Genomic DNA, 19,661 nt, shown 5'->3' with positions numbered 1-19,661 from the left:
TGGTCACGCTGGCGGCGCCGCCACCAACACATCTCCAAGATCAGCCACTACCGCCGAAGACAGTCAGGGATAACAAAGTGATGCTGGAGTACTAGCGGCGGTCGGCGGCCTCGCCGAGCGAGGCGGTCCCCCGGCGAGCGGTCTCGGCCAGCCGGTCGGCGAGGAAGCGCTGTTCCGGCTCGGTCTGCGCGAGGTCGAGCGCCCGGCGGTAGGCCTGGTGAGCCTCGGCGTCGCGGCCGGCGCGACGCAGGAGCTCGGCGCGGGTGGAGTGGAAGTACCGGTAGTGGCCGAGGTCGAGGCCGTCGAGGATGGCCAGGCCGGCCTCGGGCCCGTCGATCTCGGCCACGGCGACGGCCCGGTTCATCTCGACGATCGAAGAGCCGGTCTGCCGGGCGAGCGTCTGGTACAGCGCGGCGATCTGCGGCCAGTCGCGGGGCTCCTGCAGATGGAGGTCGGCGATGGCCCCTTGCACCAGGTAGGGCCCGGTGCGCCCGCGTGCCGTGGCCCGCTGCAGCAGCGCCCGGCCCTCGTCGATCTGCCGGGTGTCCCACAGAGCACGGTCCTGGTCGTCGAGGGGGACGACCCGCCCGTCGCGCAGGCGGGCGGCCTTCCGCGCGTCGTGCAGCAGCATCAGTGCCAGCAGCGCGAGCACCTCGGGTTCGTCCGGCATCAGGTCGGCGAGCGCCCGGCCGAGGTGGATCGCCTCCGCGGCGAGGTCGACCCGGCCGCCGCCCCAGCCAGCGTTGAAGATCAGGTAGACCACGGCGAGGACGGCCGCCAGCCGGTCGGGCAACTGGTGATCGGGCGGCACGGCGAACGGGATGCCCGCGTCGCGGATCTTGTGCTTGGCCCTGGTCAGCCGCTTGCTCATGGTCTCGAACGGGACGAGGAACGCCAGCGCGATCTCGTCGGTGGACAGGCCGCCGAGGGTGCGCAGGGTCAGCGCCACCTGCGCCTCCAGGGCGAGCGCCGGGTGACAGCAGGCGAAGATCAGCTCCAGCCGCTCGTCCGCGATGGTGGCGGCGTCGTCCATGGGTGCCTCCGGTGGCTGTAGCCCGGTCTCGATGTCGCGGGCGAGCAGCTTCGTCTTGCCGGCCAGCACCTGCTGACGGCGCAGGTGGTCGACGGCGCGGTTGCGTGCGGTCGTGACGAGCCAGCCGGTGGGGTTGGCGGGTTCCCCGTCGCGTGGCCAGCGTTCGGCGGCGATGGCGAACGCCTCGGCGGCCGCGTCCTCGGCGAGTTCGATGTCGCCGAGGATCCCGGCCAGCGTGGCCAGCACGCGGCCCCACTGGTCGCGGAAGACGGCGTCAAGCGCCACGGAAGCGTCCGTCGAGGACGGGCCGCACCTCGATCGCGGTGCCGGGTCTGGTCGTCCGCAGCATCTCCGTGGCGATGGCGAGAGCACCGTCGAGGTCGTCGGCCTCGATCAGGATCAGGCCGGCGAGGTACTCCTTGCTGTCGACGAACGGTCCGTCGGTCAGCAGCATCCGTCCTTCGTCGTTGCGCAGCGTCGTCGCCGACTCCTCAGCGTGGAGCCGTGCCCAGCCGGTGACGTCCGGCCGGTCGAGCAGGGGGGCGAGAGCGCTCGAGATCGGGCGGGTCGCCCGGTTGGTGTTCTCCGCCGGGCTGTAGGCCAGCAACGCGTACTGCATGGGTCCTCCGGTCACGGGTCGGCGCCGCGTCAAGTATCAGACGAACGGCGTCGCCGAGGACGGACAGCGAACGCCGGCGGATTTTTTCCGGCGCCGGTGTCCGTCCGGCGCCCGGCCGTTCGTCACCGCTGCAGATTCGCCCGGCAGATTCACCCGAGGAGAACCGATGACGACCGAACTCACGCCCAGCCTCAGCACCGCACGGCTCGAGCGCACCTACGACGCTCCGGCGGAGCTCGTCTGGGAGCTGTTGACCACCGCAGCCGGACTCGAGGAGTGGTGGGTCCCCGACGGTTTCGAGATCCGGGTGGGCGAGCTCGAGCTCAGGCCCGGCGGCCGGCTGCGATACACCTTGACCGCGACCGCGCCGGACCAGGTCGCGTTCATGCGGAACACCGGCAATCCGGTCTCGGCCGAGTTCCGCAAGAGGTTCACGGAGGTCGCGTCGCCGACCCGCCTCGCCTACCTGTCGCTGATCGACTTCGTGCCCGGTCACGAGCCGTACGAGCACCTGACGACCATCGACGTCGAGTCCGCCGGTGACCGCACGAACCTGGTCATGACGCTCGATCCCCTCCACGACGAGACCTGGACGCGGCAGCACCGCGCCCATCGCGGCGACGAGCTCGACAACCTCGAGGCGGCGATCAGGCGACGCACAGCCTGATCGCCGATGCCCGGCACACCGGCTCGACCTGACCCGACGTCAGGACAGGGACTTGAGGAAGTGCGCGGCGACCGGGGCGGCCACCTCGCCGCCCATGCCGCCGGCCTCCACGACGACGGCGAAGGCCAGGTCGCCGCGGAAGCCCATGAACCAGGCGTGCGAGTCGAGTTCGGGTCCGGTGCCGAACTCGGCGGTCCCGGTCTTGCCCGCCGTGCCCGCGGGCAGTCCGGCCGCGTGGGCGGTGCCCTTGGTGACGACCGCCCGCATCATCGACCGCAGGTTCTTGACGACGTCCTCGGGCAGCTTCTTGGGGCCGCTCTTCTGCTCCAGCGAGGGCACCAGCGTGGGCGGCCGCCAGGAGCCGTCGGCCACCGCGGCGGCCACGGTCGCGATCACCAGCGGGCTCGCGGTGATCCTGGCCTGCCCGAACGCCTCCGCGGCGAGTTCGGCGTCGCTGGTGGCCTTCGGCATGCTGCCGGGGGTCGCCGGGACGCCGATGCGCAGCGGCTGGTTGAAGCCCAGGTCCGTCGCCAGGTCGTACAGCTTGCGCGCGCCCAGCTTCTGCGCGGCGAGCGGGGCGAACGTCGTGTTGCACGAGTGGGCGTAGGAGTCGAGGAACGACAGCGAGCCGAACGCCTCGTGGTCGGAGTTGCGGATCTTCAGCCCGCCGACGACCGCCTCCTTGGGACAGGTCACCCGGCTCGACGGCGTCAGTCCCTCGGCCAGCAGCCCGGCGGCCGTGACCGTCTTGAACGTGGACCCGGGGGCGTACTTGCCGTCCAGCGCGCGGTTGAAGCCGCCCCTGTTGTTCACGACGGCGAGGATCTCGCCCGTCGAGGGTTTGACGGCGACGAGCGACGTGGGTTTGTCCAGGTCGCGCACCGCGTCGGCGGCTGCCTTCTGCACCTTGAGGTCGAGGCTGGTCCGCAGGTCCTTGCCGGGGGAGCCCTTGACGGTGTGCAGGGTCTTCCGGCTGTCTCCCACCACCTGGATCTCCGTGGTGGGGGTGCCGGCGAGCTGCTTCTGGAACGTCTCCTGCAGGCCGCCGCGGCCCACGGCGTCGCCCTTCTTGTAGGCGGTGCCCAGCTTCTCGACGTCCTCGTCCTTGGCCTTGTCCAGGAAACCGACGAGCTGCTGCACCGAGCCGCCCACGTCGCCGCCGTCGATGCGGGCGCCGTTGGCGTCGGTGACGGCCGCCCGCTGCGGCCACGACGTCTTCAGCGCCAGGTGGTTGGTCCCGTCGAGCGCGGGGTGCACCGCGGACGGCGACCAGTCGACCTTCCAGGAGTGGTCCTTGACCACCAGCTTGAGCGAGCCCTTGTAGGTCCAGTCGCCGACGTTCTTCACCGTGGCGGTGGCGGTGTAGGAGGCGGTCGCCCGGTCGTCCTTCGCGGCGCCCGCGCGTACGTCGCGGACGGCGACCTTCGCCACTGCGAGATTCTTGGTGAGCTCGGCGTAGGCCGCGTCGAAGCCGGCGGCGGGTGAGGCGAGCTCGGCCTTCACCGCCGCGAGGTCGCCCCTCGCCCAGGCCGCGGTGAACCGCGCGGCGGTCTCCTGCGGCGTGCCGCGTGTGTGCAGCACGTAGTAGGCGCCCCCGGCGGCCGCCCCGGCCAGCACGACGGCCACGGCGACCGAGATCGCGACGGTACGTCCTCGCGGCACGCGCACCCCCAATGACGGCCCTGCGGTCGGGTTCAGAGCCTAGCGGGGTCAAATCGTTATTTACACTCCGGCTTCGCCGGCGCCCTTGACGCTGGCGCCGTACCGGGGGACGTACTCCTGGCCGGACAGGCGCTGGATCGCGGCCATGACCTCGTCGGTCACCCGACGGCGGTCCCTGGCGCTGCCCGGGTCGCCGGTGAAGGTCATCGGCTCACCGAACCGCACGCCGATGCTGTGCAGGCGCGGCACCGAGGCGCCGGGCGGCAGCACCTTCTCGGTGCCGAGCATGGCGACGGGCACGACCGGGGCGCCGGTGGTCAGCGTGAGCCAGGCCACGCCGACCTTCCCCCGGTACAGCCGGCCGTCGGGGGAGCGGGTGCCCTCGGGATAGATGCCGAACAACTCGCCCGCCTTCAGGACCTCCACCGCGGCGTCGAGCATGTCCTGGGCGGCGGAGACGTTCTCCCGGTCGATCTCCATCGCCCCCATCGCGCGCATCCACGCCGCGACGAGGGAGTTGCCGGTGAAGTACTCCTTCTTCGCCACGAACCGCACCATGCGCGGCACCACGGCCGGCATGAAGAACGAGTCGAGCACGGACAGGTGGTTGGAGGCGATGATCGCCGGCCCGTGCGCGGGGACGTGCTCGCGTCCCTCCATCCGCGGCCGCCACAGCGCGTGCATGACGGGAACGCTGACGAACTTCAGGGCGGGGTAGAGCACGGCCTCTCCTTCTCCGGTCCGACGGACATACCCTAGGCCGCCCGGACCCCCGTTCAGGTGTATGACCCCTGCAACACACCGCCTCGTGTTTTGTACGGCTTCGCCAACTCTTCGCTGTACCTACTAGTATGTACGGCGTGAGCACACCGGACCGCCTGATCGAGAGCACCCGCGAACTGCTGTGGGAGCGCGGCTACGTCGGCACCAGCCCCCGGGCCATCCAGCAGCGGGCGGGAGCCGGTCAGGGCAGCATGTATCACCACTTCTCCGGCAAGCCCGACCTCGCGCTGGCCGCGATCGGCCGTACGGCGGAGGAGATGCGTGCCGGGGTGGAGGAGATCCTGAGCGGCCCCGGCACGGCCGTCGAGCGCGTGTCGGCCTACCTCCGGCGCGAGCGGGAGGTGCTGCGGGGCTGCCCGATCGGCCGGCTCACCCAGGACCCCGACGTCATGGCCGATCCGGCGCTGCGGCTGCCGGTGGAGGAGACGTTCGCGTGGCTGAGCGACCGGCTCGCGGCGGTGCTGGCCGAGGGACGCGACCGCGGCGAAATCGACGCCGTTCTCGATCCCGGATCGATCGCCGCGACGGTCGTGGCCGTGCTGCAGGGCGGATACGTCCTGGCCCGCGCGGCCGGCTCGCCCGAGCCGTTCCACCAGGCCGTCGACGGCGTGCTCGCCCTGCTGTCCCGCCCCTGACCCGCCGGAAGAGGCCGCCGTGTACGCGATGCAGTACGAGATCACCCTGCCCGCCGACTACGACATGACGATCATTCGGAAGCGGGTGGCCACCCGCGGCCACGCCCTCGACGACCGGGCCGGGCTCGGCCTCAAGGCCTACCTGATCCGCGAGCGGGACGCCGCCGGGTCGCCGGTCAACCAGTACGCGCCGTTCTACCTGTGGCACGACGCGGGGCGGATGGGCGAGTTCCTGGTCGGCGGGGGCGGCTTCCAGGGCATCGTGGGCGACTTCGGCCGGCCGGTGGTCCAGCACTGGACGGGCCTGGCCGTCGAGGCCGGGCCTGCCCGGGGGACGGCGCCTCTGGCGGCGTCGCGGCGGCTGACGCCGATGCCCGCCTCGGCCGACCTGACGGAGCAGGTTTCCGGCGCCCTCGCCGAACTGCGTGACCTCGGCGGCGCCGAGGGCCTGCACACCGCCGCCCTCGCCGTGGACCCGCACCACTGGCGGCTGCTGACGTTCGCGCTGTGGGAGAGGGAGGCGCCCACCGCCCACGCCGGAGCCGAACGCTACGAGGTGCTGCACCTGTCCGCGCCCGGCCTGGCGAGCCTGCCGCAGGGCCGGTCCTGGTGAGCCGGCCTGGTGAGCCGGGCCTGTTGAGTGGGGCCTGGTGAGAAGACACGACGCCCCGCGAGAACGAGTCTCGCGGGGCGCCCACGTCGAGGGCCGATGTGGCGGTCGCCTCCTCGGCGAGATGCACAACACGGCTCCAGCCGAACGGTATTCCGTGAAGGCGGTGATTGCGGCCCGGGGGACACAAACCACATCGGCCACGAACGACTCTAGCCGACTTCCGCCTCTGCTTTCTCCCGCCCCCCGCATCGGGCTCCGTCATCAGCGGCCAAAGCCTGCGTGCACTATCGTCGGTGGGTGGCGAATTCGATCAAAACAGAACGGCTCGTGCTGCGGCGCTGGCGCGAGGAGGACAAGGAGCCCTTCGCCGCTCTGAACGCCGATCCGGTCGTCATGGAGCACTTTCCGGCCACGCTCTCCCGGGAGGAGAGCGACGCGCTGGTCGAGCGTATCGAGGCCGGTTTCGAGGAGCGCGGGTTCGGCTGGTGGGCGGTCGAGGCGGACGGGGAGTTCGCCGGTTTCACCGGACTGCATGTCCCCGGGTTCACCGCCCACTTCACGCCCTGCGTGGAGATCGGCTGGCGGCTCGCCCGCTCCGCCTGGGGGCGGGGGTACGCCACGGAGGCGGCGCGGGCGTCGCTGGAGGACGGGTTCGGCCGGGTCGGCCTGACCGAGGTCGTCTCGTTCACGGCGGTGCCGAACGTCCGCTCGCAGGCGGTCATGCGGCGCCTCGGGATGACCCACGACCCGGCCGAGGACTTCGACCACCCGGTGCTCCCCGAGGGGCACCCGCTGCGCCGCCATGTTCTGTACCGGATCCGCAGGCAGGGGTGAGGGCGATGCGGCTGCTGGTGCTGGGCGGCACGACGTTCGTCGGCCGGTGGGTGGTCACGGCCGCCGTGGAGCGCGGTTGGCACGTCACCACGTTCACCCGGGGGCTCGCCGGGTGGGCCCATCCCGGGGCCGAGGCGGTGACCGGCGACCGGCTCCGCCCGGCCGACCTGGCCCCGCTCGCCGAGGGCCGGTGGGACGCCGTGGTCGACACCTGGGCCGGCGCGCCCCGGGTCGTACGTGACAGCGCCCGCGCGCTGGCCGGGTGCGCGGACAGGTACGTGTACGTCTCCAGCAGGGCGGTGTACGCGCCCCCGACGCAGGCCGGCCTGAACGAGGACTGGCCGACGGTCGAGGCGTCGGCGGACGCCGAGGACACCGACTACGCCCCGAACAAGCGGGGTGGCGAGCTCGCCGTGGAGGAGGCCTTCGGCGACCGCGCCGTGCTGGCCAGGGCCGGGCTGATCCTCGGGCCGCATGAGCTTCCCGGGCAGCTGCCGCACTGGCTGCTGCGGGCGGCGCGGGGCGGGGAGATGCTCGCCCCCGGCCCCGCCGACCAGCCGTTCCGCTACGTGGACGTGCGCGACCTCGCCGCCTGGCTGCTCGACGCGGCCGAGGGCGGCGTGCGGGGTCCGGTCAACCTGGTCAACCCGGAGGGGCACTGCACGACCCGCGATCTGCTGGAGTCCGCGGTCGCGGTCACCGGCGGGCTCGCCGAGCCGGTCTGGGTCGAGCCCGAGGCGATCGAGGCCGCCGGGATCGACCGGTGGGCGGCGCTGCCGGGATGGATCCCGCCCGGTCCCGCGCTGGCCGGGCTCATCCGGACCGACGTCGGCCGGGCCCTGGCCACGGGGCTGCGGTGCCGTCCGGTCGCGGAGACCGTCGCCGACACCTGGGCGTGGCTGACCGGGTCCGGCGAGGTTCCCGCGTTCCCGCCGGGGCTCGACCCCGCGCAGGAGCGTGCCGTGATCGACGCCTGGCGGCGGCCGGCGCCCCCGACGCCATGACGGACGACCTGCGCGCGGCGGCGCGGCAGGCCGCGGACGCCGCGGCCGGCCACCTGGCCGCGGTTCCCGGCGGGCCCGTGTGGCGGCCGGTGGCCGGGCCGGACGTGGAATGGCTGACCCGGCAGCCGCTGCCCGCCGCGGGGCGCCCGCTCGCGGAACTGCTCGCCGACGTGGGGCGGCACGTGCTCCCCTATCCGATGGGCAACGGGCACCCCCGGTTCTTCGGCTGGGTCAACTCCCCGCCCTCGGCGGCCGGTGTCGTGGTCGCCCCGCTGGCCGCGGCGATGAATCCGAGCTGCGCCGGGGGCGAGCACGCGGGCGTCCTGCTGGAGCGCACCGCCGTGCGGTGGCTGGCGGAGCTGACGGGCTTCCCCCACCCGCCGGGCGCCGGGCTGCTGACCAGCGGAGCGTCCATGGCCACGGTCGTCGCGCTCGCCGCGGCCCGGCAGCGCGCCGTCCCCGACGTACGGGAGACGGGCCTGTACGGGCACCCTCCGCTGGCCCTCTACCTGTCGGAGGAGGGCCACAGCTGCCTGCGCAAGGCGGCCGAACTGCTCGGCCTGGGCAGCGGGCACATCCGCACCGTCCCCGTCGACGACGCGTTCCGCATGGACACCGCCGCATTGCGCCGCCTCGTCGCGGCGGACCGCGAGGCGGGGGTGCGCCCGTTCTTCGTGGCGGCGAGCGCGGGCACGGTCAACACCGGGGCCGTCGACCCGCTGCGGGACGTCGCCGAGGTCGCGCGTGAGCACGGGCTGTGGTTCCACGTCGACGGCGCCTACGGCGCGCTCGGCGTGCTCGCGGACGAGCTCCGGCCCGCGTACGCCGGGCTGGAGCTGGCGGACTCCCTCGCGCTGGACCCGCACAAGTGGCTCGGCGTCCCGGTCGACTGCGGATGCGTCCTGTTCCGCGACCCCTCCGGACCGCGCGCGGCGTTCAGCCTCGTCCCGCCCTACCTGCGGGACGACGACGCCGGCGAGCTGGGGTGGTTCTCCGAGTACGGCCCGGAACAGACCCGGCCGTTCCGCGCGCTGCGCGTGTGGGCCACGATCGCGCACCTGGGCCGCGACGGAGTCGCCGGACTGGTGCGGCACACCACCCGGCTGGCGCGCGTCCTGGCCTCGATGATCGAGGACTCCGCCGACTTCGACCTGCTCGCCCCGGTCGTCACCTCGGTCGTCGCGTTCCGGCACCGGCCCGCGGGCCTCGACCCGGCCGAGGTGGAGACGCTGAACGAGGCGATCCCCGCCGCCGTGCAGCGGCGCGGGCGCGCCTTCCTCACCGGCACCCGGCTGCGCGGCGCGGCGGCCCTGCGCGCCTGCGTGCTCCACCCGGACACGACCGAGGGCGACCTCGCGATCCTGCTGGAGGAGATCCGGGCCGCCGCGTGACGCCGGGGCTCAGGCGGCGGCGGTCAGGTCGCGGATCGCCCGCAGCACCTCCTCGGCCCGCTCGACGTGGAGGTACTGGTGGGAGGCGCCCTCGACCACGCGCTGCTCTCCTCTGGGCACCGAGCGGGCGATCGCCGCGTGCAGGGCGCGCACCCCGTCGTGTGCCTCGCGCATCACTTCCTCCGGCATGAACTTCGCCCAGTAGGGGTTCACGCCGCCGGCGGTCAGCACGATCAGCGGGACGTCGGGCAGCGGCCCGCCCTCGCGCAGCTCGCCGTAGACCTCGGTCTCGAAGTTCTCCGTCTCCCGCAGGCTCGTCCGCCACGACGCCAGGTGGTGGCCGATCAGCGCCTCGCGCACCGGCGCGGGCCACTCGGCGTACAGGCGGGTGTACGCCTCGCGGGCGGCCCGGCGCTGCTCGTCGGTCAGCTCGGGCATCCCCGCCGGGTCGGGCCGCATCCGCTCGGCCAGTTCGGCGGCCTGTGCGGGCATGTGGTCGAGGATGTCCTCGTGGCCGGGGTCGAGCAGGAGGAGAGCGGCGACCTCGTCCGGGAACAGCTGCGCGTAACGGCGCGCGTAGAAGGCGCCGAGGGAGTGGCCGGCCAGGAGGAAAGGCCCGGGAACCGCCGCGGTCCGCAGGAGGTCGCGCAGTTCGACGGCGACGTCGGCCGCGCCGCGGGGGAGGGGCGCCGACGTGCTCCAGCCCGTGCCGCCGCGGTCGTACAGCACGCTCGTGGCGAACGCCGCGGCGCCCTCCTGGACGTTGAGGAAGTCGAGGCCCACCAGGCCCGCGCCGGGCAGGAACACCACACTCGGCCCGCCCGAGCCCGAGCGGTGCAGCATCAGCCGCCGTTCCCCGACGTCGTACAGGCGCCCCAGCGGCGGGGCCGTTGTCTCCGATGACGGTCGTCCCATGCCGCCCTCTCCCATGATGATCGTTCGCATTTCTGCGAACGGTAGCACACGTGCGATCATTCGGACCATGGACGTGATGGAGGTGCTCGCGCACCCGGTGCGGCTGCGCGTCGTGCAGGCTCTCGCCGGTGGGCGGGTTCTCACGACCTCGCAGCTGTGCGAGCGCATATCGGACGTGCACAAGGCGACCGTCTACCGCCACGTCGGCGCGCTCGCCGACGCCGGCGTGCTGGAGGTGGACGGCGAGCACCGTGTGCGCGGCGCGGTGGAACGGCGCTACCGGCTCCGCGAGCGCGTGGTGATCGACGCCGACACGGTGGCGGCGATGTCGCCGGAGGACCACAGGCGCACCTTCGCCACGGCGATGGCCGCGCTGATCTCCGAGTTCGACGCCTATCTCGGTCTGGACGGCGCCGATCCGGTGGCCGACGAGGTGGGTTACCGGCAGCACGTGCTGTGGCTGAGCGGGGAGGAACGCGCCGAGATGATCGAGGAGTTGCGCGCGGTGATCGTCGCGCGGATGAGGAACGAGCCCGCGCCGCACCGCAGGCGGCACCTGCTCAGCCCGATCCTGTTCCCCGTCGAGACGCCCCCGCCGGACTCGGGGGCGTGACCGGCCTCGGGGACGCCGCGCTGCTGGCCGCCGCCGGGGTGCTCGCCGGGCTGGTCGGCACCGCCGGCGGCATCACCTCCCTCATCTCCTACCCGGCCCTGCTCGCGGCGGGCCTTCCCGCTCTCGCGGCGAACGTGGCCAACATCGTCGCGCTCGTCGCGTGCTGGCCCGGCTCGGCCCTGGCCTCGCAGCCCGAGCTGCGCGGGAAGGCGCCGTGGCTGCGGCGATGGGTGCCCCTGTCGGCGCTCGGCGGGGCGGCGGGGGCGGCGTTGCTGCTGTCCACCCCGCCCGGGGTCTTCGCCCGCGTCGTGCCGTTCCTCGTGGCCGCAGGCTCGCTGGCGCTGCTCGCGCAGCCCCGGCTCGCCGTACGCCACGAGCGGCGCGGTTCCCCTGACGCGGTTCTTCCGCTCGGGCTGACCGCCCTGTCGGTCTACAACGGCTATTTCGGCGCGGGGTCGGGGGTGATGATCCTCGCCCTTCTCCTGGTGACCGCCGAGCCGCGGCTGCCCGCCGCCAACGCCCTGAAGAACATGCTTCTCGGCGCCGGCGCCCTGGTCTCCGCCGCCGGATTCGCCGTCTTCTGGCCCGTCGACTGGGCCGCCGTCGCCCCTCTCGCCGCGGGCCTTTTCGCCGGATCCACGCTCGGTCCCCGGGTCACCCGGCGCCTGCCGGCCGGGCTGCTGCGCTGGCTGGTCGCCCTGATCGGCCTCGGCCTGGCGGTCCGCCTGTGGGTCGCACCGGGCGGCGGCCTGTGAGCCGTCGGCGACGGCCGGCGGGCAACGCCGAGACCACGCCGAGATCCCGCGCCGCGCGTGTGGACCCGGTCATCGACGGCCCGAGCTCCTCGGGCCGGAAGACACGACCGCAGGCGCTTCAGCCCGCTGTCGCACCGGCGGGGTTCGCGTCGTCGCCGAGATACGTCCCATACCCCTCGACCACCAGCGGGCCGTCGAAGATCAGCACCTCGTTGACCAGTCCGCCCTTCTGGTTGCGGTAGTTGACGACCAGGCAGTCGACGCCGACGTAGGAGCCGAGGACCTCGAACCGCAGGTCGGGGATGCGCCGCAGTCCCTCCGTCCAGTAGGCGCGCAGCGCCGCCTTGCCCCGGATGGTCCCATCGCCGCCGACAAGCTGCGCCGCGACCGGCGAACGGAACGTCACGTCCTCCGCGAAGTGGGCCAACACCGCGTCCACGTCATGGGCGTTCCACGCCGTCACCCAGCTGTCCACGAACTTCCGCACCGCAACATGATCCATAACGCGATTATGTCCGACCGGCGGCGCGGCGGCCGATCCGGCCAAGGCCGAACGTCCGTGCGCGCGCCCATCGCCCGAATCCCGTTGTCGGCCGTCGAGACATCGCACTACCGTGCCCGTGTGGATCTCTTCGTGCGCTCGTGGGCGGCATTGCGCAGGGCGGTCGCCGAGCTTCCGGACGAGGACTTCGCGCGGCCGTCCGGTTGTGCCGGCTGGCTCGTGCGGGACCTGGTGTGTCATCTGGTGATCGACGCTCAGGACGTCCTGATCACCCTCGTGACCCCGGAGGAATCGGAACCGACCCGTGACGCGGTGACCTATTGGGAGGTCTCGGGAACGCCGCCGACGGGCGACGACCCGCTCGACGCGCTGATCGTCCGGCTGGCCGCCGCCTACGAGGAGCCGCGGCTGCTCAAGTTCCACCTCGACGACGTCGGCTCCGCCGCCGGCCGCGCCGCGGGGCTCGCCGACCCCGGCCTTCGGGTCGGCACCCGCGGCGAGGTCCTCACCGCGGGCGACTACCTTTCGGCGTACGTCCTGGAGTGGACGCTGCACCATCTCGACCTGGTCGCGCACCTCCCGGACGCGGCGCAACCGCCCGCCGAGGGGCTCGCCCGGTCCCGCGCGATGCTGGAGAAGATCGCAGGGACAGCCTTCCCCGCGTCGTTCTCCGACAGGGACGCGCTGCTGGTCGGCACGGGACGCCGTGTTCCGGCCGACGCCGAGAAGGCCGAACTGGGCGAGCTGGCCGCGAGACTCCCGTTCGTCCTCGGCTGATCGTCCGGTGGTCGTGCTCGGCGGCTACCGCTCCGAGGTCGTCATCGATGCCGGGGCAGGGGCCATCGGGGCGAGGCCGAGGCCGGCGAGCACGGCCGCGCCGCGCTCGGCATGGTCGCCCCCGGCGAGCACCAGGGTCCGTGCGTACTGGTAGCGGCAGTCGGCGGCGTCGAACGCGTCCGCCGCGGCGAGCAGCGCCTCCTGGTCGTCGTCGAGCAGGGCTTCCGCTCGTGCCACGATGGCACCGGCGACCGGGTTGCCTGCCACGACGGCCCGGGCCTGCGCCAGACGGTCGCGACCGCCGGGGCTCCCGGCGAGCACGGCGGCCTCGGCGCGCAGCGCGACATACCAGTGATGCCAGATCCAGGTGACCCACTTCCACACCTGCCCGGGCTCGGGGGCCATCCGCTCCAGCGCCTCCGGTGCCCGCCCATGATGGAGCAGGAGCATGGCGTCGAAAACCGCCCCGTAGCCGTAGATATGCTCCGGTGAGGTGCCGAGCCGACCCAGGATCTCCAGCCATTCGCGCCTGGCGTCATGGTCGTCGCGCAGGCCGTGGACCATCGCCACACCGGCCACCGCCGGGGCGAGGATGGACCGGGCGGGGCTGCCTGCCCGCCGCCACGCATCGAGGAACCGGACGCTGCCCGGGAGCACCTCGTCGACGTCGCCCGCCAGCGCAGCAACCATCAGCAGCCGGCAGGTAGCGCGGTGACCGATCTCCGCCAGCGACGGATGGCCGGCCAGTTGCCGTGCCCATCGGCGGGCGCCCGGCACGTCTCCCGCGCCGAGGCCGGCCTCGGCGACTATCCCGAGCGCGTCGATCAGCTCGTGGGTGCCGGCCGGTGAGATCGGCAGGGACGCCAGGAGCGTGATCCGGCGACGGGCCGTGGCCGCGGTGGCGAACGTGTCGCCGGCCCAGCTCTGAGCGCCGGTGAGCGCGTCGAGTGCGGCCGACTCGGCGAGCGGGTCGCCGGTCCGGCGGGCGAGCTCGACCGCGCGCTCGGCGCGCGCGATCGTCTCCGGTACGGCATTGCCGGCCGGGCCCTGGGCGGCGCCGAACGCGTCGGTGAGCACCGCGGCCTCGGCCAGCGCCACCGCCGCCTGCGCGGCCGGGTCGTCGCCGGCCGACTCCCGCGCCTCGTTGATCAGCGCGAGTGCCTCCTCCGGGGACGGGAGCCGCACGAACGTGGTCGAGAACCGGAAGGCGATGGTGGCGGCGGTCGCCAGGTCGGCGGCGGCGCCGGCGGTGTCGCCGGCGCCGCGGGCGGCGTCCGCGGCCGCGAGACGCAGGCGGTACATGTCATCGCCGGTCGTACGGCAGCCGGCCACGGCCCCGGCCTGCCGGAGCATCGACGCGGTGGCGGCGGGGTCGGTCGCGAGCTCGGCCGCCTGCTCGTAGCGCCGCTGGGACTCGCCGGTCAGGTGACGGGTGAAGGTCAGCTCCGCCAGGTGCCGGGCGAGCTCGTACGCGTCCGCGCGCTGCTCCGGCCGGTCGGCCGCCCACGCCAGGGCCGCGCGGAGGTCGTCCGCCACCAGATCGAACCGGGCCCGCCAGTCCTGGCGCACCACCGCCAAACCGGCGGCCTCGGCAAGACACCAGCGAAGGTGCCGGGATCGGGCGTCGGCCAGCTCACCGGCCTCGGCGAGCCGCTCCGTCGCGTACTGGCGGATGGTCTCCAGCGCGCGGTACTTTGTGCCGCCGGGGGACGCCGTCACCACCAGCAGGCTCTGTTCGGCGAGCCGGGCCAGTCCGTCGGCGACCATGCCTTCCTCGTCCCCGGTCACCTCCGCCGCCGCGGCAGCGGTGAACGGCGCCACGAACACCGACACCCGGCGCAGCAGCGCCCGGTCGGCCGGCGCCAGCAGGGCGTGGCTCCAGTCCAGCGCGGCCCGCACCGAACGGTGCCGTTCATCGGCGCGGGAGCCGCCCGTGAGCATCCGGAGCGGGTGGGACAGTGCGGCGGTGATGCCGTCGAGCCCGAGCGTGGGATATCGGGCGGCGGCCAGCTCGATCGCCAGAGCCATTCCGTCCAGCCGCGCGCAGATCGCGGCGATCTGGTCGCGCAGTGGAGGATCCAGCGGGCAGCCGACCGCCGCCGCCCGATCCATGAACAACGCGACCGCGTCCGACTCACCGTCGACGGCCAGCGATAGCGGCGGGACCGGGTACACCCGTTCGAACGGCACCATCAGCCGTGCCCGGCTGGTCGCCAGCACCGTCAACCGAGGGCACCTCGCCAGCAGCCGCTCGATGAGCAGGGCGACCCCGTGCACTACTTGCTCGCAGTTGTCCAGCACCAGCAGCGCATGACGGTCGGCCAGCGCGGCGACCACGGACTCGGTCATGTCACGGCCGGGCTGTTCACCGAGGCCGAGCGCCCCGGCGACCGCGGTCGCGATCATGTCGGGATCGGTGACCGGGACGAGGTCGACGAACCACACCCCGTCGGAGTACTCGCCGGCCGCCTCCGCGGCCACGGCCAGCGCGAGCCTGGTCTTGCCCACTCCGCCGGGACCGGCCGCGGTCACCTGACGGTGCGCTTTGATCAGCCCGGTCAGCTCGGTCCGCTCACTCAACCGGCCGACGAACGAGGTCAGCGAGGCCGGCAGAACCGGTGCGCGGTGCGAGGGCGCGCCGGCCGGCGTGGGCGCGCGCTGGGCGAGCGCCCGCCGATCCTGCACCCCCAGCTTGCGCAGCAGGGAGGAGACGTGACTCTCGACGGTACGCACCGAGATGAACAGTCGGGCCGCGATCTCGGCGTTGCTGAGATGGGCTCCGACCAGTTCCAGCACCTCGGCTTCCCGAGGTGAGATCTCCACTCCTGTCACCACTGTCCCAGTTTGCCGTACCCCCTTCACGAGCGATCCGTGCCGCCGATCCGTGCCTCGATCCGTGTGGCCGGTCCGTGGCCGGTTCCGTGGTCACCACGGATGCCGTGCAACCGGGCCGGGAGAAAAGCTGTGAACACGCGAACGGCGGGTCGGCGCGACCCACGACTACAGGAGCGACCATGACCGGCTCTTCCACCCACGGCATCGGGACCGTGCTGCACCCTGTGTCCGACCTGGCGAAGGCCAAGGCGGTGTACGCGGCCCTGCTCGGTGTCCCGCCGCAGACCGACTCGTCCTACTACGTCGGCTTCGAGACAGAGGGCCAGCACATCGGGCTGGTGCCGGGCGGTGGACCGCAGGGCATGACCTCGCCGGTGGCCTACTGGCATGTGCCGGACATCGAGGCGCGGCTGGCCGAGCTGATCGCCGCAGGGGCCGTCGTGAAGGAGGCCGCGCACGAGGTGGGCGGCGGCCGCCTGGTGGCCACCGTCACCGACCCCGACGGCAACGTTCTCGGCCTCCTGCAGGACCGTTGAGCTCCCCTTGCCCCCTTGCCCCCTGCCGTGTCCGTCCCCCGCGGCGGCTCGCACGACCACGAACCCACGTCGCCGAAAGGACCTGCCATGACCTCCTTCGAATCCGTGATCCTCGAAGTTGCCGACCCCACGGCCGCGGACGCCTTCTACGAAGCCTTCGGTCTGGGCCCGTACGTGAACGTGCGCGCCTCGGATGCGCCGACGACCGGTTTCCGTGGGTTCGCGCTGTCACTCGTGGTGTCCCAGCCGGCCGACGTCGACGCCCTCATCGGTGCCGCCCTCGACGCCGGCGCCACGACGTTGAAACCGGCCACGAAGGGGTTCTGGGGCTACGGCGGCGTCGTACGCGCCCCGGACGGGACGATCTGCAAGATCGCAACCTCGAACAAGAAGGACACCGGCCCCGCAACCCGGCATATCAACCAGGTCGCGCTCCTCTTGGGCGTGGCCGACGTCAAGGCGAGCAAGCGGTTCTACGCCGACCGTGGCCTGACCGTGGCGAAGAGCTTCGGCGGCAAGTACGTCGAGTTCGCCACCCCGGCGTCGGCCGTCACGCTGGCGCTCTACCCGCGCCGCGCCCTCGCCAAGGACACCGGCGTCTCCCAGGAGGGCGCCGGATCGCACGGGATCGTGATCGGCGGCGATGCCGGACCCTTCACCGACCCGGACGGGTTCGTCTGGGAGGCCGCATCCGTCTGAGGCGTGCGGTCGGCTCGCGTACGGCCTTCGCGCGACATGCCCCGGCGACGCCCGCGGCCCACACGTGCCGCGCCGCGGCTCGGCTACGCGGCGGGGTGTTCCTCGATGGTGCCGGTCTCCGCCAGGGCCCGTGCGAAGGCGCGTATCCGGGCGGTCTCGTGGTCGCGATGCCAGACGAGCCCCAACGTGGAGTCCGGCAGACCGGTCACCGGAACGAAGGTCAGCCCGCGGCGGCCGTGGTACCCCGCGGTGGGCTCGCACAGCAGCATCGCGCCCCGGCCCGCCGCCACCAAGGTGAGCCCTTCCTGCAGCGTGCCGACCCTCGGACCGGCGCCGATCGGACGTCCCTGCGGGGTGGCGGCGGGCGCGACGGCGGCGCGCCAGTATCCCGGTGCCGGGCTGTCCACTCCGATCAGCTCGCACCCGGCCAGCTCCTCCGCCTGCACGAAGGAACGGCCGGCGAAGGCATGGCCCGTCGAGACGGCGAGCGTCTGCGGCTGCCGTGAGAACACCGCCCCCACCACCAGGTCGTCCTCCACGACCGGCGTCAGGACGACCGCCAGGTCCGCCTCATCCCGCCGCAGGGCGCCGAACGGGTCGCGCAGCGGAACCTCCACCAGCTCCGCGACGCAGCGGGGGTGCCGCCGCTCGAACAGGGCCACGGCGCTCATCACGTGGTCGTTGACGGCGCCCTGGAAGCCGATCCGCAGTGAGCCGTCCACGTGGCGGGCGGTCGCGCGCGCGTCGTCGACGGCGGCGCGCAGGCCGTCGTACGCGGGTCGCAGCCCGGCGAGGAAGCGCTCACCGAGCGGGGTGAGCCGCACCCGCCGGCTGGTGCGCTCGACCAGCCGGGCGCCGATCCGGCTTTCCAGCGCGCGCAGCAGCTGACTGACCCTGCTCTGTGAGATGTACAGCCGTTCCCCCGCACGCCCGAAGTGCAACTCCTCGGCGAGCACGAGGAAACACTCAAGCTCGCGCATCTCCAGGCCGCTCATACCCGGGCCGCCTCTCCTTCCACGACGTCACGATCAGGGCCCCGGACGCCGGACCGGTCATCGATGAGCCCGGTTGATCGAAGGATGAGAGAACGGCCGTTGTTCCCGGTGACCCCTCCCCGGTTGCCTGGAGCGGTGACGGAAACACTACGAGAGCTCGCCCCTGGAAGATCGGCGCTGCGCGGCTGGGCAGGGGTCTTCGCCGTGGCCACCGCCACGTTCACGGTCGTGACCTCCGAGATGCTGCCGGTGGGAATGCTCACCCCGATCGGCCGGACATTGCGGATCGCCGAGGGGACGGCCGGGCTGACGTTGACGGTCACCGGGCTGGTGGCCGCGGTGTCGGCGCCGCTGATCACTCCCGCCGCCGGACGGCTTGACCGGCGGGTGCTGCTGGGGGCACTGATGCTGCTGCTCGCGGCGGGCGACTTCATGTCCGGAATGGCAGACGATTTCGCCGTCATGATGGCGGGGCGGGTGCTGATCGGCCTGGCCATGGGCGGAGTCTGGCCGGTCGCCGCGTCGCTGGCGCCCCGGCTGCTGCCCGCGAGGTCGGCGGGCACCGGCACCGCCCTCGTCTTCAGCGGAGTCGCCGTCGCGTCGGTGCTCGGCGTGCCGGCCGGAACGTCTCTGGGCCAGGTCGCGGGGTGGCGTACGGCGTTCGCCGCGGCGGGGCTGGTGGCGGTGGCCGTGGCCTTCGCGCTGGCGGCCCTGCTGCCCCGGTTGCCCGCCGAGCGGGCCGTGCGGCTGGGCGCGCTGGCGCGGCTGGCGGGGGAGCGGGAGGTCCGCACGGGCCTGGTCGCGACCGCGCTGCTGGTCACCGGGCACTTCGCCGCCTACACCTATGTCCGGCCCGTGCTGGAGCGGATCTCGGGTGTGGAGGGCGGTCTGATCGGCGTGCTGCTGCTCGCCTACGGCGTGGCGGGCGTCATCGGCACCTTCGCGGGCGGCGCGGGGGCGGCGCGGTCGCCGCGCGGGACGTTGCCGATCATCTGCGCGGCGATCGCGGCCACCGTCCTGCTCGTCCCGGAACTCGGCCGTACGCCGGCGTCCGGCGCGGCCCTGCTGGTGCTGTGGGGTCTGGCGTACGGGGGCGTGTCGGTGACCGCGCAGGCGTGGCTGTCGGCCGCCGCAGAGCAGGCCCGCGAGGCGGCGTCCGCTCTGTTCGTCGGGGTGTTCAACGCGGCGATCGCGTTCGGGGCGCTGGTGGGCGGACGTACGGCGGAGGTGCTGGGGATCGCGCCGGTCATGTGGGCGGCGGGTGCGCTGGCCGCGGCGGCCCTGCTCACCGTTCTGCCCAGGCCGGGCACGACGGTGCGCCGCAGGTGAGCGGCCGATGGGATTTCTTCGCGAGTCTGGCTTGACGATTTCCACGCGGGCGTGCGATCCTGATTGCGGGATAGAGGTTGACAATTCAGATACGTGTGGACATTCGTTTGCGGTTTGCTTTATGCTGCCCTTCCACGCTCGCCCTCGGCATCCCACTCCTTCACATCGACTGAGCTGTCGTCCGGCGTGCGCCCAGTGAGTTCGCGAGCCCTCGGAAGAAGGACATCTGTTGGCAGCCTCGCCCCACGCTTTCGCCGTACCGCCCGGTCCTCGCCGCGTCTCTTTCGCGCGTATCGAGGAGCCGCTCGAAGTGCCCGACCTTCTCGCCCTGCAGACCGAGTCCTTCGATTGGCTGGTGGGCAACGAGCGATGGAAGGGCCGGGTTGAGGCGGCTCGCCAGGCCGGGCGCAAGGACGTCCCGGCCCAGTCGGGTCTCGAAGAGATCTTCGAGGAGATCAGTCCCA

The 19,661-nt window shown here is 73.1% G+C and carries 21 protein-coding genes; 13 read left to right on the top strand and 8 right to left on the bottom strand.

Annotation, left to right across the window (positions count from 1 at the left end):
* Positions 1-91 precede the first annotated feature (91 nt).
* Entirely contained in the window at positions 92-1,318 is a 1,227-nt protein-coding gene (locus tag ABZ860_RS42275; protein ID WP_357232319.1) for a sigma-70 family RNA polymerase sigma factor, read from the bottom strand.
* On the bottom strand, positions 1,308-1,652 hold the full coding sequence (locus ABZ860_RS42270) for a YciI family protein (RefSeq protein ID WP_357232316.1): 345 nt from the start codon (positions 1,650-1,652) through the stop codon (positions 1,308-1,310). Before ABZ860_RS42270 ends, ABZ860_RS42275 begins: the two co-directional genes overlap by 11 nt.
* A gap of 166 nt (positions 1,653-1,818) precedes the next feature.
* Between ABZ860_RS42270 and ABZ860_RS42265 the strand changes: the two genes are divergently transcribed.
* Complete coding sequence (locus tag ABZ860_RS42265) at positions 1,819-2,319, top strand: SRPBCC domain-containing protein (protein WP_357232313.1); 501 nt, start codon at positions 1,819-1,821, stop codon at positions 2,317-2,319.
* 39 nt (positions 2,320-2,358) lie between these two features.
* Here the strand turns inward: ABZ860_RS42265 and ABZ860_RS42260 are convergent, their stop codons facing one another.
* Both ABZ860_RS42260 and ABZ860_RS42255 read right to left on the bottom strand, forming a co-directional pair.
* Positions 2,359-3,981 (bottom strand): penicillin-binding transpeptidase domain-containing protein, encoded by a 1,623-nt coding sequence (locus ABZ860_RS42260; RefSeq protein ID WP_357232310.1) that lies wholly within the window; start codon positions 3,979-3,981, stop codon positions 2,359-2,361.
* A 60-nt stretch (positions 3,982-4,041) separates the two neighbouring features.
* A complete protein-coding gene (locus tag ABZ860_RS42255; protein WP_357232307.1) occupies positions 4,042-4,704 on the bottom strand; it encodes a lysophospholipid acyltransferase family protein in 663 nt (220 codons plus the stop codon).
* A 137-nt stretch (positions 4,705-4,841) separates the two neighbouring features.
* Between ABZ860_RS42255 and ABZ860_RS42250 the strand changes: the two genes are divergently transcribed.
* The 5 genes from ABZ860_RS42250 (at position 4,842) to ABZ860_RS42230 (ending at position 9,241) form a co-directional block, all read left to right on the top strand.
* A complete protein-coding gene (locus ABZ860_RS42250) occupies positions 4,842-5,399 on the top strand; it encodes a TetR/AcrR family transcriptional regulator (RefSeq protein ID WP_357232304.1) in 558 nt (185 codons plus the stop codon).
* A gap of 28 nt (positions 5,400-5,427) precedes the next feature.
* Positions 5,428-6,012: a DUF4865 family protein gene (locus ABZ860_RS42245; protein WP_357232321.1), complete on the top strand. Its 585-nt coding sequence runs from the start codon at positions 5,428-5,430 to the stop codon at positions 6,010-6,012.
* A gap of 297 nt (positions 6,013-6,309) precedes the next feature.
* On the top strand, positions 6,310-6,846 hold the full coding sequence (locus ABZ860_RS42240; protein ID WP_357232301.1) for a GNAT family N-acetyltransferase: 537 nt from the start codon (positions 6,310-6,312) through the stop codon (positions 6,844-6,846).
* Between the two features lie 5 nt (positions 6,847-6,851).
* Complete coding sequence (locus ABZ860_RS42235) at positions 6,852-7,850, top strand: NAD-dependent epimerase/dehydratase family protein (protein WP_357232298.1); 999 nt, start codon at positions 6,852-6,854, stop codon at positions 7,848-7,850.
* Positions 7,847-9,241, top strand: a complete 1,395-nt coding sequence (locus ABZ860_RS42230; RefSeq protein ID WP_357232295.1) for a pyridoxal-dependent decarboxylase — start codon at positions 7,847-7,849, stop codon at positions 9,239-9,241. The genes ABZ860_RS42235 and ABZ860_RS42230 overlap by 4 nt, the downstream gene beginning before the upstream one ends.
* Positions 9,242-9,250: 9 nt before the next feature.
* Here ABZ860_RS42230 and ABZ860_RS42225 read toward each other — a convergent pair whose 3' ends face one another.
* Positions 9,251-10,186: an alpha/beta hydrolase gene (locus ABZ860_RS42225; RefSeq protein WP_357232292.1), complete on the bottom strand. Its 936-nt coding sequence runs from the start codon at positions 10,184-10,186 to the stop codon at positions 9,251-9,253.
* A gap of 37 nt (positions 10,187-10,223) precedes the next feature.
* Here ABZ860_RS42225 and ABZ860_RS42220 point away from each other — a divergent pair, with 37 nt between their 5' ends.
* A complete protein-coding gene (locus tag ABZ860_RS42220; RefSeq protein WP_357232289.1) occupies positions 10,224-10,769 on the top strand; it encodes a helix-turn-helix domain-containing protein in 546 nt (181 codons plus the stop codon).
* Positions 10,766-11,524, top strand: a complete 759-nt coding sequence (locus ABZ860_RS42215) for a sulfite exporter TauE/SafE family protein (protein ID WP_357232286.1) — start codon at positions 10,766-10,768, stop codon at positions 11,522-11,524. The genes ABZ860_RS42220 and ABZ860_RS42215 overlap by 4 nt, the downstream gene beginning before the upstream one ends.
* A 118-nt stretch (positions 11,525-11,642) precedes the next feature.
* On the opposite strand, the gene ABZ860_RS42210 is transcribed toward ABZ860_RS42215, so the two are convergent.
* Positions 11,643-12,026 carry a nuclear transport factor 2 family protein gene (locus tag ABZ860_RS42210; RefSeq protein ID WP_357232284.1) on the bottom strand — a complete coding sequence of 128 codons (384 nt, stop codon included), beginning with the start codon at positions 12,024-12,026 and terminating at the stop codon, positions 11,643-11,645.
* Positions 12,027-12,146: 120 nt separating this feature from the next.
* Here ABZ860_RS42210 and ABZ860_RS42205 point away from each other — a divergent pair, with 120 nt between their 5' ends.
* Positions 12,147-12,803 (top strand): maleylpyruvate isomerase N-terminal domain-containing protein, encoded by a 657-nt coding sequence (locus ABZ860_RS42205; protein ID WP_357232281.1) that lies wholly within the window; start codon positions 12,147-12,149, stop codon positions 12,801-12,803.
* A gap of 24 nt (positions 12,804-12,827) precedes the next feature.
* Here the strand turns inward: ABZ860_RS42205 and ABZ860_RS42200 are convergent, their stop codons facing one another.
* Positions 12,828-15,626, bottom strand: coding sequence for a LuxR C-terminal-related transcriptional regulator (locus tag ABZ860_RS42200; protein WP_357232278.1), 2,799 nt, complete (start codon positions 15,624-15,626; stop codon positions 12,828-12,830).
* Positions 15,627-15,817: 191 nt separating this feature from the next.
* On the opposite strand from ABZ860_RS42200, the gene ABZ860_RS42195 reads away from it, so the two are divergent.
* Together ABZ860_RS42195 and ABZ860_RS42190 are read left to right on the top strand one after the other, a co-directional pair.
* Positions 15,818-16,174 (top strand): VOC family protein, encoded by a 357-nt coding sequence (locus ABZ860_RS42195; protein WP_357232276.1) that lies wholly within the window; start codon positions 15,818-15,820, stop codon positions 16,172-16,174.
* An 87-nt stretch (positions 16,175-16,261) separates the two neighbouring features.
* Positions 16,262-16,873: a glyoxalase gene (locus ABZ860_RS42190; RefSeq protein ID WP_357232273.1), complete on the top strand. Its 612-nt coding sequence runs from the start codon at positions 16,262-16,264 to the stop codon at positions 16,871-16,873.
* Between the two features lie 83 nt (positions 16,874-16,956).
* Here ABZ860_RS42190 and ABZ860_RS42185 read toward each other — a convergent pair whose 3' ends face one another.
* A complete protein-coding gene (locus ABZ860_RS42185) occupies positions 16,957-17,868 on the bottom strand; it encodes a LysR family transcriptional regulator (RefSeq protein ID WP_357232270.1) in 912 nt (303 codons plus the stop codon).
* A gap of 135 nt (positions 17,869-18,003) precedes the next feature.
* Here ABZ860_RS42185 and ABZ860_RS42180 point away from each other — a divergent pair, with 135 nt between their 5' ends.
* Positions 18,004-19,197, top strand: a complete 1,194-nt coding sequence (locus tag ABZ860_RS42180) for an MFS transporter (protein WP_357232267.1) — start codon at positions 18,004-18,006, stop codon at positions 19,195-19,197.
* Positions 19,198-19,426: 229 nt separating this feature from the next.
* Positions 19,427-19,661 (top strand): hypothetical protein (locus ABZ860_RS42175; RefSeq protein WP_357232264.1); only part of this gene is annotated, 235 nt, incomplete at its 3' end.

It is taken from the genome of Microbispora sp. NPDC046973 (genome assembly GCF_040644495.1).
Classification (GTDB): domain Bacteria; phylum Actinomycetota; class Actinomycetes; order Streptosporangiales; family Streptosporangiaceae; genus Microbispora.
This window is presented reverse-complemented; position numbering and strand designations above follow the sequence as displayed.

Coding starts and splice junctions, on each gene's coding strand:
- ABZ860_RS42245 (WP_357232321.1), top strand. CDS start 5,428: ATGCAGTACGAGATCACCCTGCCCGCCGACTACGACATGACGATCATT.
- ABZ860_RS42185 (WP_357232270.1), bottom strand. CDS start 17,868: ATGAGCGGCCTGGAGATGCGCGAGCTTGAGTGTTTCCTCGTGCTCGCC.
- ABZ860_RS42225 (WP_357232292.1), bottom strand. CDS start 10,186: ATGCGAACGATCATCATGGGAGAGGGCGGCATGGGACGACCGTCATCG.
- ABZ860_RS42265 (WP_357232313.1), top strand. CDS start 1,819: ATGACGACCGAACTCACGCCCAGCCTCAGCACCGCACGGCTCGAGCGC.
- ABZ860_RS42230 (WP_357232295.1), top strand. CDS start 7,847: ATGACGGACGACCTGCGCGCGGCGGCGCGGCAGGCCGCGGACGCCGCG.
- ABZ860_RS42195 (WP_357232276.1), top strand. CDS start 15,818: ATGACCGGCTCTTCCACCCACGGCATCGGGACCGTGCTGCACCCTGTG.
- ABZ860_RS42235 (WP_357232298.1), top strand. CDS start 6,852: ATGCGGCTGCTGGTGCTGGGCGGCACGACGTTCGTCGGCCGGTGGGTG.
- ABZ860_RS42210 (WP_357232284.1), bottom strand. CDS start 12,026: ATGGATCATGTTGCGGTGCGGAAGTTCGTGGACAGCTGGGTGACGGCG.
- ABZ860_RS42220 (WP_357232289.1), top strand. CDS start 10,224: ATGGACGTGATGGAGGTGCTCGCGCACCCGGTGCGGCTGCGCGTCGTG.
- ABZ860_RS42190 (WP_357232273.1), top strand. CDS start 16,262: ATGACCTCCTTCGAATCCGTGATCCTCGAAGTTGCCGACCCCACGGCC.
- ABZ860_RS42270 (WP_357232316.1), bottom strand. CDS start 1,652: ATGCAGTACGCGTTGCTGGCCTACAGCCCGGCGGAGAACACCAACCGG.